Source organism: Paenibacillus canaveralius, from assembly GCF_047238265.1.
Classification (GTDB): domain Bacteria; phylum Bacillota; class Bacilli; order Paenibacillales; family NBRC-103111; genus Paenibacillus_F.
In genome coordinates this window covers 2,942,975-2,958,424 of the sequence record NZ_JBDFMM010000001.1, presented here as the reverse complement: position 1 = coordinate 2,958,424, position 15,450 = coordinate 2,942,975, and the positions used below count along the sequence as shown (strand labels likewise).

Here is a 15,450-nt window from a genome sequence, read left to right as displayed (position 1 = left end):
AACTTCCACGAACTGCTGCCACGAATCAAACGAATGAATCTGCTCATGGAAAGAGCCGACTCGACGAATTTTCATGAGTCATTTATTTATCGGTTCATTCACCTTCCTGTCACGGCCACTTTTTAAAGTTTTTTATTTACAAAGTGGCCGGTTTGTTGTATATTCATAATGCCAATTGTGGTGAATATTTCCATTAAAGTGAGTTTTTTATGGAGGTGAGGAAGACAACGAACTCCAATCAGACTGGGATTTTCGACACTTCATACAGGGCATTGACGATTGGAATTATGCTCGTTCTGACAACTACAGCTTTCGAAGGACTGGCTATTACGACAATTGCCCCGAAAATGGCACAAAGCATGCAGGGCATTCATTTGTACGGTTGGATCTTCAGCTCGTTTTTGTTAGCCCAGCTTGTGGGGACCTTGGTCATGGGGCGGCAGGTTGACAAGCGCGGTATTTTTACGTCCATGCTTGTGTCATGCGGCATTTTTATGCTGGGTACCGTGGTTGCGGCGCTTTCTTTCCATATGCACGTGCTTATTGCCGGAAGAGCGCTTCAAGGTTTTGGGGCGGGGGCTCTGAGCACTTGTATCTATGCCAGTGTAACGTTACATTATCCGGATGCTCTTCGTACTCGGATCCTGGCGGCCTTCTCGATGGCATTTATCCTGCCTTCCTTGATCGGGCCTTATGTGGCCGGGCTTATCGCTTCCTATATTTCATGGCGGTTTGTTTTCTGGATCGTTTTACCCCTGCTTATATTGGCTTTAAGCCTAACATTCCGCTCTTTCCGTGATCTGCGGCATCGGCAGGGTTTGTCCGGTGAAACCTGCACGGGTGCAGCCCAAACATCCGGCGCGAAGGTCATCCAGGCGGTTCTGCTTGCCGTCGGGACGGGGCTGATGCTCACCGGGCTCGGTTTGATAACCGACTGGAAAGGAATTGTGCTCACTTCTGGCGGGCTATTCATCATGATTCCGCTATTGCGCAAGCTGCTGCCCGCAGGCACTTTTTCGGTAAAAAAAGGACTGCCCGCAACTCTGGTGTCCAGAGGGCTTTATGTCGCCTGTTATTTTGCGACGGAGAGTTTTGTGATCTTGGCACTGACCGAAGTGAAGGGGGTCTCGGCACAGTTTGCGGGGCTTCTCGTAGCCGCTGGTTCTTTGAGCTGGTCCGCCGCGGCATGGCTGCAGTCCAAGCTTGATGCGCGAGACCGGGGCCGTGGACGGAAGCAGAGAGTCATGCTGGGAATCGGGATTATGATCATCGGTACTGTACTTGTGCTCCTGGCCCTTATCCTGTCGGGCAGAGGAATCATGCTCATCCTGCTCTCGCAGATGATTACGGGATTCGGTGTCGGTTTAGCCAACCCTACAACCGGAACCATTGCTTTACAGCATGCCGAGCCCGGGAAAGAGGGAGAAGTGTCCGCGACTCTCCAATTCGTGGATTCCTTTTGTATAGGAGTGAGCATTGGAGTCAGCGGAGCTTTAATCGCGTTGGCCGAGGTTTTACAGTGGGGCGTATCTATTGGGGTTGTCCTCGTGTTAACGCTTCAACTAGTCTTTGTCTTGTTAAGTTTCTTGGCGTCCGTACGAATTACGGAACTCGTTCATCCTGAACATCCTAGGATGAGTCAAGCAAAGAACAAGCTTCCCATGTAACGGACAACGGGTCCGTCGTAGCAAAACATCAAGAAGAGCGGAGGGAATATATACATTTCGGAGGTGGGTAAGATGGCACGTGTGTTAGTTGTTATTACTCCGGCTGAAGGTCATGTGAATCCGTCGTTAGGACTAGTCACTCAGTTGATAAACAATGGCGAGGAAGTTGTGTATGTATGCACGGAGGAGTACCGTTCCCGCATTGAACAGACCGGGGCCCGGTTGCTAACCTACCCCTTTCCGAAAGATGCTTTCTCTCATGATCCGGTTTTGAAACCGCAGGAGTACAAGCATCCTTATGAGTTTATTTATATGATGGCAGGCGGGATTATTCGGCGGATGATCCCCGAAGTGCTCCGAGTGATTGAAAATCAAAGATTTGATTATTTGATCTTTGATTCCCTGATGGGTTGGGGAGGAACTATCCTCGCAGAGAAGCTGAACATTCCCGCTGTGTGTTCGATTGCCTCCTTTGCTTTCGTGGAGCCGCTGGGAGCAGACCAAGCGCGGAATGAGGAAGGGACGGATACGAAGGAACTGTATGAGGCCACGATGAGAATAACGCGTGAGTTAGCGGAGGAGTTTCAAGTGAGTATTCCGGCCATCGAAGAGATTCCGGCACATGCGGGCCGGTTAAAGCTGGTGTATACGAGCCGTTATTTTCAGCCGCAGGCGGAAAAGCTGGACGACAGTTTCGTTTTCGGCGGTCCTTCGATCCTACCGCGCCAGGATGCGCCGGACTTCCCGTTCGAGCTGCTTCGTGAACGATTCCCGCAAACCGTGTACATTGCGATGGGGACCATTTTAAATAAAGACTTGGATTTCTATCGGCTTTGCTTCGATGCATTCGGGGATTTACCCGTGAATGTGGTTCTATCTTCAGGAAAATACACGGATATGAAACCGCTGGCGGACCGCATTCCCGACAATTTTATCGTGAAGCCATACATAGCGCAGTTGGATATGCTTCAGCATACGGATGTTTTTATTACGCATGCGGGAATGAACAGTGCCAGTGAGGCGCTTTATTACAATGTTCCGCTGGTGATGATTCCGTTAACGTCGGATCAGCCGCTTGTCGCCGGTCGGGTCCGGGAGACTGGGAGCGGGTATCACACTCGATAAGCACAACCTCAGCCCGGCAGTTATGAGAGAGGCATTGAAAGAAGTGATGAGCAATCCGTTTTATAAACGGCAGGCTTCCCTTATCGGTGAATCTTTGCGGCAGGCGGGCGGTTATAAGCGGGCCGCCGATACGATTATGAACCTTTTTGCCGACCGGCGGCTCGACCGGGGACCCCGACTTCCAATGAGCTAACAATAAAATTTCTCCTGTTTAACCGCGTAAATCGCGGTTTTTTTATTAGATGGGACAAGATTCTTATCATTCGGTTTCGGAAGATGTAAGAAGACTAGCGGGGACGTTTAATTTGTCCGGCCGGCAACTTCATTGACAGTAACTGTCAGCGGAGTTACTTATAATTAACATACGGGACATCAATCTTAAGGAGGAAATCAATTGTCGACTTTCAGAATGGAGCACAAAAATCCGGACGGTTTATTCGTATCAAAAGCATTCAGTCAAGCGATTACCGTAAGTGGAAACGCAAAAACCATTTATATAGGCGGACAAAATGCGATCAACTCAGCAGGTGAGCTGATCGGAGCTGATAATCTGGAATTGCAGACGAAACAGGCGCTTAATAATATCGCCCTTATTTTAGCTTCTGAAAAGGCAACTTTCGCTAATCTGGTTAAACTGAACATCTATTTAGTTAGCGGAAGTGATCCGAAAATCGGTTACAAAGCATTCCAAGAGGTGGCCGGTACATTAGAGCGTCCGCCTTTGGTTACGGTTCTGTTTGTGTCAAAATTTGCGCGTCCGTCTTGCCTGCTTGAAATAGACGGGATAGCTGTCATTGAGGACAAGGACTAAAAGTATACCCCGAAGTTCCCGATGATTGGGGAGTGTTTTTACCCGAAAAGGAAATTCCCGTCTTATGCAGGGCTTTGCAGACAGCCTGCTTACTTTTTAGTTCCCATAGTACTTTAAAGTACGTACTTCTTTTTTGCGTTCGGTTGCTGCATAATCAATTTTGTCAGACGATGTAGAATACTCTATTGATTAATCAGTCCATAATTTCAGGATCGATTCATACCGATTGATCCATAGACTATAGATTATAACTATTTTCAGGAGGCAGAACTCTTATGAGAAATATATTGCAAGGAAAACTGGGATTTGGTACGGCGCCGCTTGGCAACATGTACCGCAATATCCCGGAGGAAGAAGCTATCGCGACCGTAGACGCGGCTTGGGATAGCGGCATTCGTTACTTTGACACAGCTCCGCTGTATGGATCTGGCTTGGCTGAAATGCGTCTTGGCGAAGCTTTGTCCAAAAGAAATCGGGATGAATACGTATTGAGTACAAAAGTCGGCCGAATTATTTCGGACGAATTGGAAGATCCGTCTGCACGTGATCTTGGAGAAAAAGGCGGGCTCTTCGAATTCGGCCGCAAGAATAAAATCATCAATGACTATAGCGCGGATGCAACACTGCGTTCTATCGAACAGAGTTTAAAACGTCTGAAAACCGATCGTCTGGACTTTGTCTATATTCATGATGTGGCGCAAGACTTTTATGGCGATGAATGGCTGTCGCAATTTGAAACGGCCCGTACCGGGGCATTCCGCACGCTTACAACTTTACGCGAAGAAGGAGTCATTAAGGGGTGGGGGCTTGGAGTCAACCGGGTAGAACCTATCGAACTCCTGCTGGAATTGGAAGAAGCAAAGCCGGATGTATCCCTGCTGGCAGGTCGATACACCTTATTAGACCATGATCGTGCGCTGCAGCGAGTAATGCCGGACGCAGAAAAACATCATATGGATATAGTCGTTGGCGGTCCATATAGCTCGGGCGTTCTTGCCGGAGGTACTCACTTCGAATATCAAAAAGCTTCGCCGGAAATCATGGCCCAAGTCGCGAAAATCAAAAGTCTTGCCGATCGTTATCAAATCAGCATCAAAGCTGCCGCTTTACAATTTTCGTTAGCGAATCCGGCGGTTGCCGCTGTCATTCCCGGTGCCAGCAAACCTGAACGAATCGCAGAAGATAAAGCTGCCTTGAACACCGTGATTCCGGCAGCATTCTGGGAAGAAATGCGCGAGCAAAAACTGATAGCACCTCATGCGCCGCTGCCAGTCAATCATTCCCGGCCTAAGCGGCAGAGATCGGTTAATCGATTTTTATGAAAGAAATCCAATGATGCAAAGCGGCCAAGGGCCGGCTTAGAGCCTGCCTCATTATTGCAGCTATTGAAAAGTCTTTACATGGCAAGCTGGCTCCGGGACCCCGGGTCCAGCTTGTTTAATTGGTTTTGATCCCGATTTTCACCCTAGCTGCCGATAGTTGAAAGCGTCTGCTGTATTCTTGACGGTATGAATCATAATAGTTATTATAGACTGGTAAAGTCTGTGTTTGAGGTGATTATGAATGAAGTATTCCAAGGCTACCGATTATGCGCTCCATACCATGCTCTTTCTTACTGCGGCGACTCCCCAAAAACCAATAGGTGTACAGCAGTTGGCGGAGCGGCAAAGTGTTTCTCCAACCTACCTGTCCAAAATACTGACCAAGTTGGTGAAGGCGGGCATGATTGAATCGATCACAGGGGTGAATGGCGGCTATCGTCTCAAACGTAATTGGGAAACTATTTCGTTCCTCGATATTATCCATGCGATTGAAGGCTCGGCTTCCTTGTTTGACTGCAGTTTCGAACATGGACCAGGATGCCCGATACAAAAGGTCGTATTATCGGCAGAAGAGAAGATGGAAGAACAGCTCCGCAATCAGAAAATGTCTGATCTTGTGCGGGAAATCAATATAGTCATCTAATTTCTTTTTTTAAGACTATTAAAGATAATAACAGTCTTTAATATCTACAATAATAATTTATAACGCAATTGATTGAATCGATAAAGGGGGTGATTGCCGGCTATTGATTCAAACGTAATCAGGAAAATATCTCTTCCTAGTTCTTGTTCATGTTCATGCTTAATTCAAAAAATGCGGCCGTGCCGCGGGATTGTGCCTGCCGAACGCAACATTAAGTTAGTGATGGACTGTAAGTTATCCCGGTAAACAGCCGGGCTTTCTGGAAAGGCCAAAATTAACCCTGTCAAACGGGAAGGAGCGGGAATTATGAGATGGAAAGCCATTGCACTTGGCCAATACGAGGAAGCGCAGTATCATCCTTTTACGTATATCTATTCGGAATTACAAACCATATTTGAACGTGTTATGGATGTTGAATGTACGGATGACTACGCTGTGCTTCAGGAGGATAAGCTGAATGGTTATGATCTGTTCATCTCGTACGCGGACATATGGGATCTAGAGATACCCGATGATCAGGTACAAGCGCTCCTTTCGTATGTAAGTAACGGCGGGGGGCTGCTGGTTATTCACAACGGTATATCGCTGCAGCAGAGTAAAGAACTCGAAAAGTTAATCGGCGGCAGAGTTACGGGACATCCGGAGTATACATCACTGCCCCTTCGGTATAATCAAGGGAGTCATCCTATCGTGGAGAATTTAAGCGATTTTACGATAGATGAAGAACCGTTTCGGTTCGAGCTGAGCCCGCATGAATCGGCGGTTATACTTGCCGAATATGTCCATGATGAGCAGCGTTGGCCTGCGGCGTGGGCACATACGTATGGCTCGGGCCGCGTGGTATATCTGATGCCGGGACATCATCTGCCGACTTTTCAGTCAGAACCCGTGCGTAAGCTGATTCGGAACAGCGGAATGTGGGCTGCCAGAAATTTGTAAAGTAGTTTAACCAGGCGGCGGAATCCCCCATCTGACGGTATTGCTGAAAAAGCCGCCTTGTTATTCAAAAGGGGAGCGAGAAGATGGATGTATTCGAAAACCAATATAAATTGATCCAACGCACGAGGGAATTATTATTTCGATATTGTGAAACTTTGTCCCCCGCAGATTATGTTAAAGAAGTTGAACCCTTAGGCGGAGCTTCTATTCGCAGTCTGCATGCTCATGTAGCCGATTGTTACAGGGTATGGCTCGGAAGCCGGGCCCTTGGTAAATCACTTCCCAAAATAAAACCCGAATCCGTTGGCAATGTACAGGAAATGCGTGAAGCTTTTAAGAATACGGATGCCCTGGTGTATGAATTTCTGAACAAATTTAAAAAGGAATGGGATCCAGCCGTTCAAGCATCCTGGCGGAGCGACAGCGTTGAGTCAACCGAATTATGGCTTTTTACGCACACCATTACCCACGAATTTCATCATAGAGGACAAATTGTTAAAATGGGCAGGCAGTCTCGGGTATATTCCGCCGAAAATAAATCTCGTTAAACCTTCGTGATTTTATGTTAGTTTGAGTCCGCCCGTGAGGGAACGATAACGATTCCCGCTTACCGGAAAACGGACCGCCGCCTGACCTTCGAACAGCAGAGAAATCAGAAAATGTCTGGTCATGTGCGGGAACCGAAAATAGTTATGCAGCCGTTCCTTTTAGGTTAATTATAGATATCTAATGCCTTTAAAGTCTGTTATATCGGAATGGGACTGAGAAAGCGGAGATGCAGGCAGTGAAGACACAAGTGCTTCTTGATGCTGTCGAAAATTACGACCGGGGATAGTTAAGAGCGTCCTAATCAAATATCCGTTAGAAGAGGGGTTTGTACGAATATCCGCATATTGACCAGTCTATTACATGGCCGGGACATTGTGCGGATAAATAGCCCCTCTTTTTTTGCGTTTAGCCGGCTAAGCCACGAACGAACTGAACCTTATCATAAAGGAGGAAAGGTTAAATCAATGACATAGAACATCACTGGAAGGAATCATGCGAAATTTGTCGAATTAAATCCGGTGTCGCCATATAAAGATCGTGGTCGTTACTTATCTAAAAGAGGTGCATCAATGTCAGATAGACCAATAGCGGTACTCATCCTGGGAATGCATCGAAGCGGCACTTCGCTTCTGGCTCAAACGGTAATATCGCTGGGCGTCTATATGGGCGGTGAACATCAGATGGTTCCTCCCAGGGAAGACAACCCAGAGGGCTTCTGGGAACACGCCGAGATCGTAGCGGTTCACGATGAGCTGCTGGCACGCCTGTCTTCGTCTTGGGATGCCACAAAGCCGCTGCCCGAGCAGTGGTGGCTGAACGAGGCGGGAATGGCGAGCCGGGCGAGACTGGTCGATATTATCGCCAGAGACTTCTCCAAGCATCCAATATGGGGGTTCAAGGATCCGCGGACGTGCCTCCTGCTTCCGTTGTGGCAGTCCGTGTTGGAAGAACTAAACATTGAACCCCGGTATATTCTCAGCTTGCGCAATCCTTTAAACGTAGCCGCCTCTCTGCATAAGAGAGATCAATTCCTTCCTGACAAGTCATTCGCAATATGGAATTTGTACGTCCTCTCCAGCTTGTATTACACGAGCCATAAGCGGCGGATCGTAGTTGACTACGACCGACTGCTGGAACAGCCAGTCGAGACCTGCCGGAAAATAAGCGATTTTCTAAACGTTCCGTTCGGTGCCGTGGAGCAGGCGAGAATCAGCGGTCTGCCAAAGCCTTCCCTGCGTCATAGCCGTTTTTCGGCCCGGGATGTGCTGGAAGATCGTCTGGTGCCCCCGATAGTACGGCAGACTTTTCAATTCGGACTGATCGGCGAGAAAGATTGTGATGAGTTGTGTAAAAACGAGCTGCACGAAAGTATTCAAAACTCCTATGATCAGCTCGTGCAGATCGATCGGCTTTTGAGCCACGAGACATCCCGCCGAATCCGGATTTATTGGACGGGAGCAGGGAAGCGGTTCACGGAAGATAAATCGACGTATTTTACCGTAAGCACGGATGGACGGAAAATTCTTCAAACGGTCGAAATTCGAGAATCGCTCGGATCGGTTTTGCGGATCGATTTTTTCGCCGAGCCCGCGTACGTCAGGCTGTCCAAGCTAAGCCTTGTTTATGAAGGACAAGAAGCCGATCTGCTCCGTGACTACGCCAAGGAGTACGTGCAGTTTCTGGCCTTCACAAAGCCGGGCGAAGAAGCGGACAGCGTATCCGGCATAAGCAAGGGCAGTACGTCTCAATTGTTGATTCGAGACTTGCCTCCGCATGGCGGGACGGCGACCTTGCACTTGGAGCTAAGCTGCTCGTTCGAAATAAGAGAAGATGTGGTGCAGGCGCTTCAGTTAGAGCGTCCGGCCGAAGTCGCGTTGTCCGCCGCACTGCACGATGCCGCCTTGCGGATCGAACGGCTGCTGACAGCAAATGCCGAGAAGGAGAAAGCGCTTGAACTGGCCGCCGGGCAGATTGAGCGGCAAATCGATACGCTCGAGCTTCTGTGTGAGGACGGCAGGAGACGCGAGGCGAAGCTCGCCGCTTTAAGCCGAGAGCTGCAAGAACAGCGAGCCGAAGCGAGCCGGTTAAACGACGAGATAAATAGAAGAGAACAGCGGGCGAGGGAAGACCAAATCCTGCTGATTCGACAAAAGGATTTGGAAATCGAAAACTATCGGCGGCAAGCGGCTTCCTATTCGGGTTCGTTGTCCTGGAAGGTAACTATGCCGCTCCGAATGACGAGAGAGATCGAGCGGCGAGCCAAGCGGCGAATCAAAGGATGGGCCAAAGGCATCCTGCAGAGATACGCGATTCGAAGGAACCGGCACTCACGCCACGCCGGCTTGGCTGACAGACTTCCTTATAAGCAATATGTGTTGATCTTCTCCCACACGAATTACTTGGAATCCATGGGCGGTACCGAGAAGTACATTTATGAGCAAGCTTCGTATTTGTCTCAGAACCATGTGGGTATCATTCAGATCTATCCGGGTCAGAGCGGCTCTTTCTTGGAGACAAAGGAAGATACATTTTACGGAGTAGTCGTAAGCGATCAATTCAGAGGCTTTTATTCGGCCGGAGAGATTATGGAGTGGCTCTCCCGCATTCATAAGCATCTTACCGAGATTTATACCCATCATCTGCTGAATTGGCAGATATGCGATTATACGGCTCTGCTCCGGAAAGTGGAAGAGACGGGCGTCCTTCCCCATACGTTTTTCATGCACGACTTTTTCGCGTTATGCTCGAGCTACCATATGATGTATCAGCCCAAGATTCGCCATAGCATTCAAGAAGCCAAAGAAAGACGTTCCTGCATTGCCGATATCTCCGCCGCCGCGGGAGCCGACGCGGCCATCTGTCAGAGCTGTACGCACGGCTTAACGCTCGCGCAGTGGCGGAATGCCCTCCGGCCTGTGCTTCATCGATCCGACCGGATCGTAGTTCCTTCTGATTTTGTCAAAGAGACGGTAGCTGCCGTTTATCCGGATATTGCCGATAAAAAAATACTAGTCCGGGGACATCTGATCTTCGACAGGCAAACGATCACCTGCAAGCCCCGGCCCGAGAATCGCAAAATCAGACTCGCTTTCCTCGGCTACAAGATGGAAAACAAAGGCTGGTCGTTATGGGAGCGCTTATATAAAGATGAGGCGCTCGGCCGCCTGTATGAATTCCATCATATAGGCTCGCAAGAGAAATATGCCGATCAGGTCGCGGTACACCGCTATTCATTCCTGCGGGAAGGAAGAATGGGAGCGCCCGATCTGCTGATCGCGCAAGACATCGACCTGGTCTTGTTGTGGTCGGTTGTTCCGGAGAGCTACTCTTACACGCTCCAGGAATCGATCGCCGCAGGCGTTCCCGTCCTCACCTCGCCGCTAAGCGGCAATATTGCCGCAACCCTCGATGCGCACCCGGAGCTGGGCAAGGTATTGAGCGGCGAAGATGAACTTAGAGCATTTTTATTCAATTCCGAGCATGTACGAAGCTATGTGTCGGGGGAGCGGGCGCGTTACGTGCTCGAATACAACCATTTGCCTTCCGGTAGAAGAGAGGCTCATTCATGATCGTGACTACATCCATATGCGCGAATTATTTGCCGAAAGCGATGGTGCTGGCAAAGTCGCTCAAAGAGACGAATCCGACCGCGCGATTTATCGTGTGCCTGCTGGAACGGGAGATTCATCCCGCCGCGCGAAGCTGCGAGCATTTCGACGAAGTCATCCTCGCGAAGGACCTGGGAATCGACCAGTTCGACAAGTTTATTTTTAAACATTCGATCGTCGAAGCCTCGACGGCGGTCAAGGGACAGCTATTTCTTTATTTGCTGCGGCACTATGCCGCTGAAGACCGCTTCGTTTATCTGGACCCGGACATCAAGGTCTACGGTGAGCTGACGGAGCTGGCAGAGGCGATGAACCGTCATCCGATCGTGCTGACGCCGCATTTGTGCCACCCCGAGGACATTATGGACGCGGTGATGGACAATGAACTAAGCGCCCTGCAGCACGGTGTGTTCAATCTCGGCTTTCTTGCGGTTTCCAGATCCGCAGAGGCCACGCGTTTCGCCGAGTGGTGGGCGAGCCGGCTGGCGATGTTCTGCTATGACGATATCCCGAGAGGCATCTTCACCGATCAGAAGTGGATCGATCTGGCGCCCTGCTACTTCGACGTACACATTCTGAAACATCCGGGCTACAATGTGGCGCCGTGGAATCTCTCCAAGCGAAAACTGTCGGATGCGGGCGAAGGTTGTCGGGTCAACGGACAGCCATTGCGATTTTTTCACTACTCCGGATTCGACTCGGGCGCAAATGAAGGGATGATTAACAAATATGTGCCGGATCGGAGCAATGTCGTGTACCTGCTGCGCGATGAATACGTTCGGGAGACTGCAGGAGGCGGATCAGGCTCATCTCGGTAATGCCAAGTGGACTTACGATCATTATCTGAGCGGAGAGCGGATCGAACGCGATGCCCGCATCGTCTACCGGGATACGCCTGAGATCCCGTACCGGGTGGACAACCCCTTCGGTCTCAGCAATGAGTACTTCGAAAGGTATATCAGCGTGGAGCAGGTTGCCGGCAATGTGATCAGGCAAGGCAAAAAGCTGCTGAAACGCCTGATTAACCGTTAAATCGCGGGCCCCGCGGAATTTTATGTTGGGAGATATACGATATGGCAAGATCAAGATGGATCTATACGGATGTTCTCCGGGTCGCGGCGGTAATCGGAGTGGTGCTCATACACCTGACCGCTCCGGTTATTGGAATCAGGGGCGACATCGGCGACATCCGCTACTGGTGGACGGCCCACATTATTAACGCCGCCTTCCGGTGGAGCGTTCCCGTATTCGTCATGATCAGCGGGATGCTACTGCTGGCTCCGGGCCGGAACGAATCGGCCATGGTGTTTTATCGGAGAAGACTGGGCAAGCTTCTGCCGCTGTTTGTCCTATGGAGCATAATTTATTATTTATGGGATATCCGGAACGGACCGGGTTCTTTCGAATGGGGGCAGTTCGCAGCAGGATTGATCAAAGGGACGCTTCACTACCATCTCTGGTACGTCTATATGATCGTTCTTCTTTATTTGATTACGCCTCTTGTTCGGGTACTGGTGAGACGCGCTCCGCTAAGTGCCGTCTTCTATACCGCAGCGGCGGGACTGGCTTTCTCCAATTTGTCAACGCTGGCAGGTTGGAAAAGCTGGGGATTCGTAATCGAGGCTTCCAGTATGCCCGGTTATATCGGTTATTTTCTGCTCGGTTACGTATTGTCGAAAGTGGAGTTGAGCAAGGGAAAGAGGGGACTTCTTTACGGAATCGGTCTTATATCCTACCTGGCAATCGTAGGAGGAAGCCACTGGCTCTTGACCATGAACTCTTCCGAGAATATGTATTTTTACAAATATACGTCCGTTCCCGTCATTTTTACAGCTGTGGCGGTCTTCGTCGGAGTCAAGCAGTTCGGATTCCGTACGGCAAGTGCAGGCGGCCCGCGTCTTCTGTCCTTTATGAGCTCTTCCGTATTTCATATTTATTTGAGCCACGTGCTGATCATGGAGTGGCTTTACGAGCGTCGGCCGTGGGATATTATTCACGGCAATCCTTTGGAGTATGTGCCGGTCGCCGCCGCTCTCATCGTATCCTTATCTCTTCTGCTCAATCTCGTTTGGCGCGGAAGCCTCTATGCATGGAAGGAAATCTTCAAGCTGGCTGCTCGCATTTACGAGGAGAGAGAATCGATTCGTCCGTTAAGGGACATCTACCAATACCGGGAGATGCTCCGGAACCTGGTATTAAAAGATTTGCGGACGCGCTACAAGGGCTCGGCACTTGGATTCCTGTGGACGTTCATGAATCCGCTTCTGATGCTGGGCGTATACGCTGCGGTGTTCTCCTTCATCATGAAAGCGGATATTCCCCATTTTCCGTTATTCATTCTGGTGGCGCTGCTGCCATGGAATTTTTTCTCCCAATCAGTCACCGGCGGCGCCAGAAGCCTGCTTAATCATGCGGAACTTATGAAGAAAGTTTATTTTCCGAGAGAAGTAATTCCGCTATCGGTCATCGGGAGCAATCTGGTCAACTACTTGCTTACATTGATTATTTTAGTCCCGGCGCTCTGGCTCAGCGGGATTCCGTTCGCATCGACCTTGTCGGCTTTTCCGCTCATCTTACTCGTGCAAACCCTGCTTATCCTGCCCATCGTGATGCTTACTGCTCTGGGTACGGTTTACCTTCGGGATCTGGAGCACATCGTTAACGTCATAATGGTCGTATGGTTCTATTTGACGCCCGTTTTATTTCCTTTGTCACTGATCCCTGACTCGTTCAGATGGATATTCGATTACAATCCGATGACGCCGATCATTTCTTCTTACCGGGACATCTTTTTATACGGCCAGTGGCCGGACTTCGGCCTTCTTCTCCCGATGCTGCTCGTTCTCATCGTCATCAACGCGGGAGTACTTGCCGTATTCTCGCTGTTACAGAAGCATGTGGTCGAGGAAATATGAATGGTTTACAAACGGGAGTGGGCACATGAAAAACGCAATCGAGCTGAATGGAGTATCAAAAAAATTCAACAAACTTAGCGGGCAGCGAAATACGATTAAAGACATGGTGACGACGCCCGCGCCTGCGGCAGCGAAAGACAAGTGGGTCCTGCGCGATATCGATCTGGAGATACCGAAGGGGACAAGCCTGGCGTTGATCGGCAAGAACGGCTCGGGTAAAAGCACGCTTTTGAAGCTGATCAGCCGCATTCTGCATCCTACCTCCGGCAGAGTCAAAGTCGACGGCAAAGTTGCGACGCTGCTGGAGCTAGGAGCCGGTTTTCATGCCGATTTCACCGGCAGGGAAAATATTTACTTCAACGGTTCCGTTCTCGGGTTTACGCGCAAGGAGATCCAGGAGAAGATGGACAGCATCATCGCGTTTTCCGAGCTGGGAGAGGACATCGACAGGCTGGTGCGGAGCTATTCGACCGGCATGTATATGAGGCTGGGCTTCTCTGTTGCCATCCACATGACTCCGGACATTTTGCTGATCGATGAGGTGCTCGCCGTCGGTGACCATGAATTTCAGAAAAAGTGCATCAACGCGATCTTGCGGTTGAAGAGCGCCGGAACCACGATTGTATTCGTCAGTCATGCGGGCGAACAGGCAAAAATCATTTGCGATCAGGCGATCTGGCTGGAGGAAGGCCGAATCAAGCTCAGCGGGCCGGCGCACGACGTGGTAACGGCTTATGAGCAGAGCGCGGCCGCCCATGATTATCTGGCGGAATATTATTACCGGATGGGCTGCAGGAGCCAGCAGCAGAAGGATTTCGAGAAAGCCTTGAAGTTTTTTGATCAATCGCTGGACAAGGGGTACAATGAATTTTCCGTTAAAATTTTGCGCTCGTCCGTGTACCTCGAACTAGGCATGCAAGAAGAGGCGGCCGGGGATGCCGTCCGGTGTTTGGAGATTGCGCCTCCGGGCACGGATATGGAGAGCATTGTCCAGCATGTACATTTCGTCAACAGCAAACGCGACGTGGAATGGGTACGATCCGCCCGGACAAAACTTTTCGATAACACGGCAACGGAGCCCGCTTTTCTGATTATCGGGACGCAAAAGGGAGGAACGACCTCCCTTTATCACGACCTCGCGCAGCATCCGAACATCGAATCCGCCGCAGTGAAGGAGGTTCATTTTTTCGATGAGCAGTATCACTTCGGTTATGACTGGTATAAGAAAAATTTCCCGCCCGATTTGCCGGAAGGCACCATAACGGGGGAGGCCAGTCCTTATTATATGTTCCATCCCCAAACGCCGGGCAGGGTGCGCGAATGGCTGCCTGACGTGAAACTGATTGTTCTCTTGCGCAATCCTATCCACCGGGCCTACTCCCATTATCAGATGATGGTCAGACGGGGTCTGGAACCGATGTCATTTCCGGAGGCGCTGCAGGCCGAAGGCACAAGGGTGGAAGAGGAGTATAACCGCATGAGCCGGGACCCCCGCTACTTAAGTCAGAACTGCTCGCTTTACTCCTATTTGAAGCGCGGGTTATATGCGGAGCAATTGGAGAGGTGGTACCGGTATTTCTCCAAGGATCAGATTCTCGTCATGAGCAGTGAGGCATTGTTCCGAAATCCGGCGGAAAGCTACCGGAAGGTGCTGGCCTTTCTAGATATGCCGCCATGGGAGCCGGACGGGTATGCTTCGTTAAATGAAGGGGAGTATGACCAGCCCATCCCGGACGATACGTTGGATTGGCTGCGGAGCTACTACGCGGAACCGAACCGGCGGTTGTTCGAATTGATCGGAGAAGTTTACGAGTGGGACTGTTAATCACTCAATGGAAGCTTATAGAGTGGAACTGAAGGAGGAGTAAGTA

At 50.1% G+C, this 15,450-nt stretch carries 11 protein-coding genes and 1 pseudogene; all 12 read left to right on the top strand.

Annotated features, from left to right (window positions below):
* Nucleotides 1-209 precede the first annotated feature (209 nt).
* The 12 genes and pseudogenes from ABC395_RS13430 to ABC395_RS13375 all read left to right on the top strand — a co-directional run bounded on the left by ABC395_RS13430 (nt 210) and on the right by ABC395_RS13375 (nt 15,404).
* A complete protein-coding gene (locus ABC395_RS13430; RefSeq protein ID WP_413003758.1) occupies nt 210-1,667 on the top strand; it encodes an MFS transporter in 1,458 nt (485 codons plus the stop codon).
* Between the two features lie 72 nt (nt 1,668-1,739).
* Nucleotides 1,740-2,985, top strand: a pseudogene (locus ABC395_RS13425) (macrolide family glycosyltransferase).
* Between the two features lie 201 nt (nt 2,986-3,186).
* Nucleotides 3,187-3,603: a RidA family protein gene (locus ABC395_RS13420; protein ID WP_413003757.1), complete on the top strand. Its 417-nt coding sequence runs from the start codon at nt 3,187-3,189 to the stop codon at nt 3,601-3,603.
* 275 nt (nt 3,604-3,878) lie between these two features.
* Entirely contained in the window at nt 3,879-4,925 is a 1,047-nt protein-coding gene (locus ABC395_RS13415; protein ID WP_413003755.1) for an aldo/keto reductase, read from the top strand.
* 241 nt (nt 4,926-5,166) lie between these two features.
* Complete coding sequence (locus tag ABC395_RS13410) at nt 5,167-5,568, top strand: Rrf2 family transcriptional regulator (RefSeq protein WP_413003753.1); 402 nt, start codon at nt 5,167-5,169, stop codon at nt 5,566-5,568.
* Nucleotides 5,569-5,874: 306 nt separating this feature from the next.
* Nucleotides 5,875-6,507 (top strand): ThuA domain-containing protein, encoded by a 633-nt coding sequence (locus ABC395_RS13405; protein ID WP_413003751.1) that lies wholly within the window; start codon nt 5,875-5,877, stop codon nt 6,505-6,507.
* Nucleotides 6,508-6,590: 83 nt separating this feature from the next.
* Complete coding sequence (locus tag ABC395_RS13400) at nt 6,591-7,055, top strand: DinB family protein (RefSeq protein ID WP_413003750.1); 465 nt, start codon at nt 6,591-6,593, stop codon at nt 7,053-7,055.
* A gap of 570 nt (nt 7,056-7,625) precedes the next feature.
* A complete protein-coding gene (locus tag ABC395_RS13395; RefSeq protein ID WP_413003748.1) occupies nt 7,626-10,625 on the top strand; it encodes a hypothetical protein in 3,000 nt (999 codons plus the stop codon).
* Nucleotides 10,622-11,482 carry a glycosyltransferase gene (locus ABC395_RS13390; RefSeq protein WP_413003746.1) on the top strand — a complete coding sequence of 287 codons (861 nt, stop codon included), beginning with the start codon at nt 10,622-10,624 and terminating at the stop codon, nt 11,480-11,482. Before ABC395_RS13395 ends, ABC395_RS13390 begins: the two co-directional genes overlap by 4 nt.
* Complete coding sequence (locus ABC395_RS13385; RefSeq protein ID WP_413003744.1) at nt 11,433-11,696, top strand: hypothetical protein; 264 nt, start codon at nt 11,433-11,435, stop codon at nt 11,694-11,696. Before ABC395_RS13390 ends, ABC395_RS13385 begins: the two co-directional genes overlap by 50 nt.
* Before the next feature lie 41 nt (nt 11,697-11,737).
* Nucleotides 11,738-13,579 (top strand): acyltransferase family protein, encoded by a 1,842-nt coding sequence (locus tag ABC395_RS13380; RefSeq protein ID WP_413003742.1) that lies wholly within the window; start codon nt 11,738-11,740, stop codon nt 13,577-13,579.
* A gap of 25 nt (nt 13,580-13,604) precedes the next feature.
* Nucleotides 13,605-15,404, top strand: coding sequence for a sulfotransferase domain-containing protein (locus ABC395_RS13375; RefSeq protein ID WP_413003740.1), 1,800 nt, complete (start codon nt 13,605-13,607; stop codon nt 15,402-15,404).
* Nucleotides 15,405-15,450: the final 46 nt, after the last annotated feature.

What these genes read in the sequence shown, in the direction of transcription:
- ABC395_RS13415 (WP_413003755.1), top strand. Translation starts at nt 3,879, where the DNA reads ATGAGAAATATATTGCAAGGAAAACTGGGATTTGGTACGGCGCCGCTT.
- ABC395_RS13395 (WP_413003748.1), top strand. Translation starts at nt 7,626, where the DNA reads ATGTCAGATAGACCAATAGCGGTACTCATCCTGGGAATGCATCGAAGC.
- ABC395_RS13405 (WP_413003751.1), top strand. Translation starts at nt 5,875, where the DNA reads ATGAGATGGAAAGCCATTGCACTTGGCCAATACGAGGAAGCGCAGTAT.
- ABC395_RS13390 (WP_413003746.1), top strand. Translation starts at nt 10,622, where the DNA reads ATGATCGTGACTACATCCATATGCGCGAATTATTTGCCGAAAGCGATG.
- ABC395_RS13380 (WP_413003742.1), top strand. Translation starts at nt 11,738, where the DNA reads ATGGCAAGATCAAGATGGATCTATACGGATGTTCTCCGGGTCGCGGCG.
- ABC395_RS13400 (WP_413003750.1), top strand. Translation starts at nt 6,591, where the DNA reads ATGGATGTATTCGAAAACCAATATAAATTGATCCAACGCACGAGGGAA.
- ABC395_RS13430 (WP_413003758.1), top strand. Translation starts at nt 210, where the DNA reads ATGGAGGTGAGGAAGACAACGAACTCCAATCAGACTGGGATTTTCGAC.
- ABC395_RS13375 (WP_413003740.1), top strand. Translation starts at nt 13,605, where the DNA reads ATGAAAAACGCAATCGAGCTGAATGGAGTATCAAAAAAATTCAACAAA.
- ABC395_RS13410 (WP_413003753.1), top strand. Translation starts at nt 5,167, where the DNA reads ATGAAGTATTCCAAGGCTACCGATTATGCGCTCCATACCATGCTCTTT.
- ABC395_RS13385 (WP_413003744.1), top strand. Translation starts at nt 11,433, where the DNA reads ATGAATACGTTCGGGAGACTGCAGGAGGCGGATCAGGCTCATCTCGGT.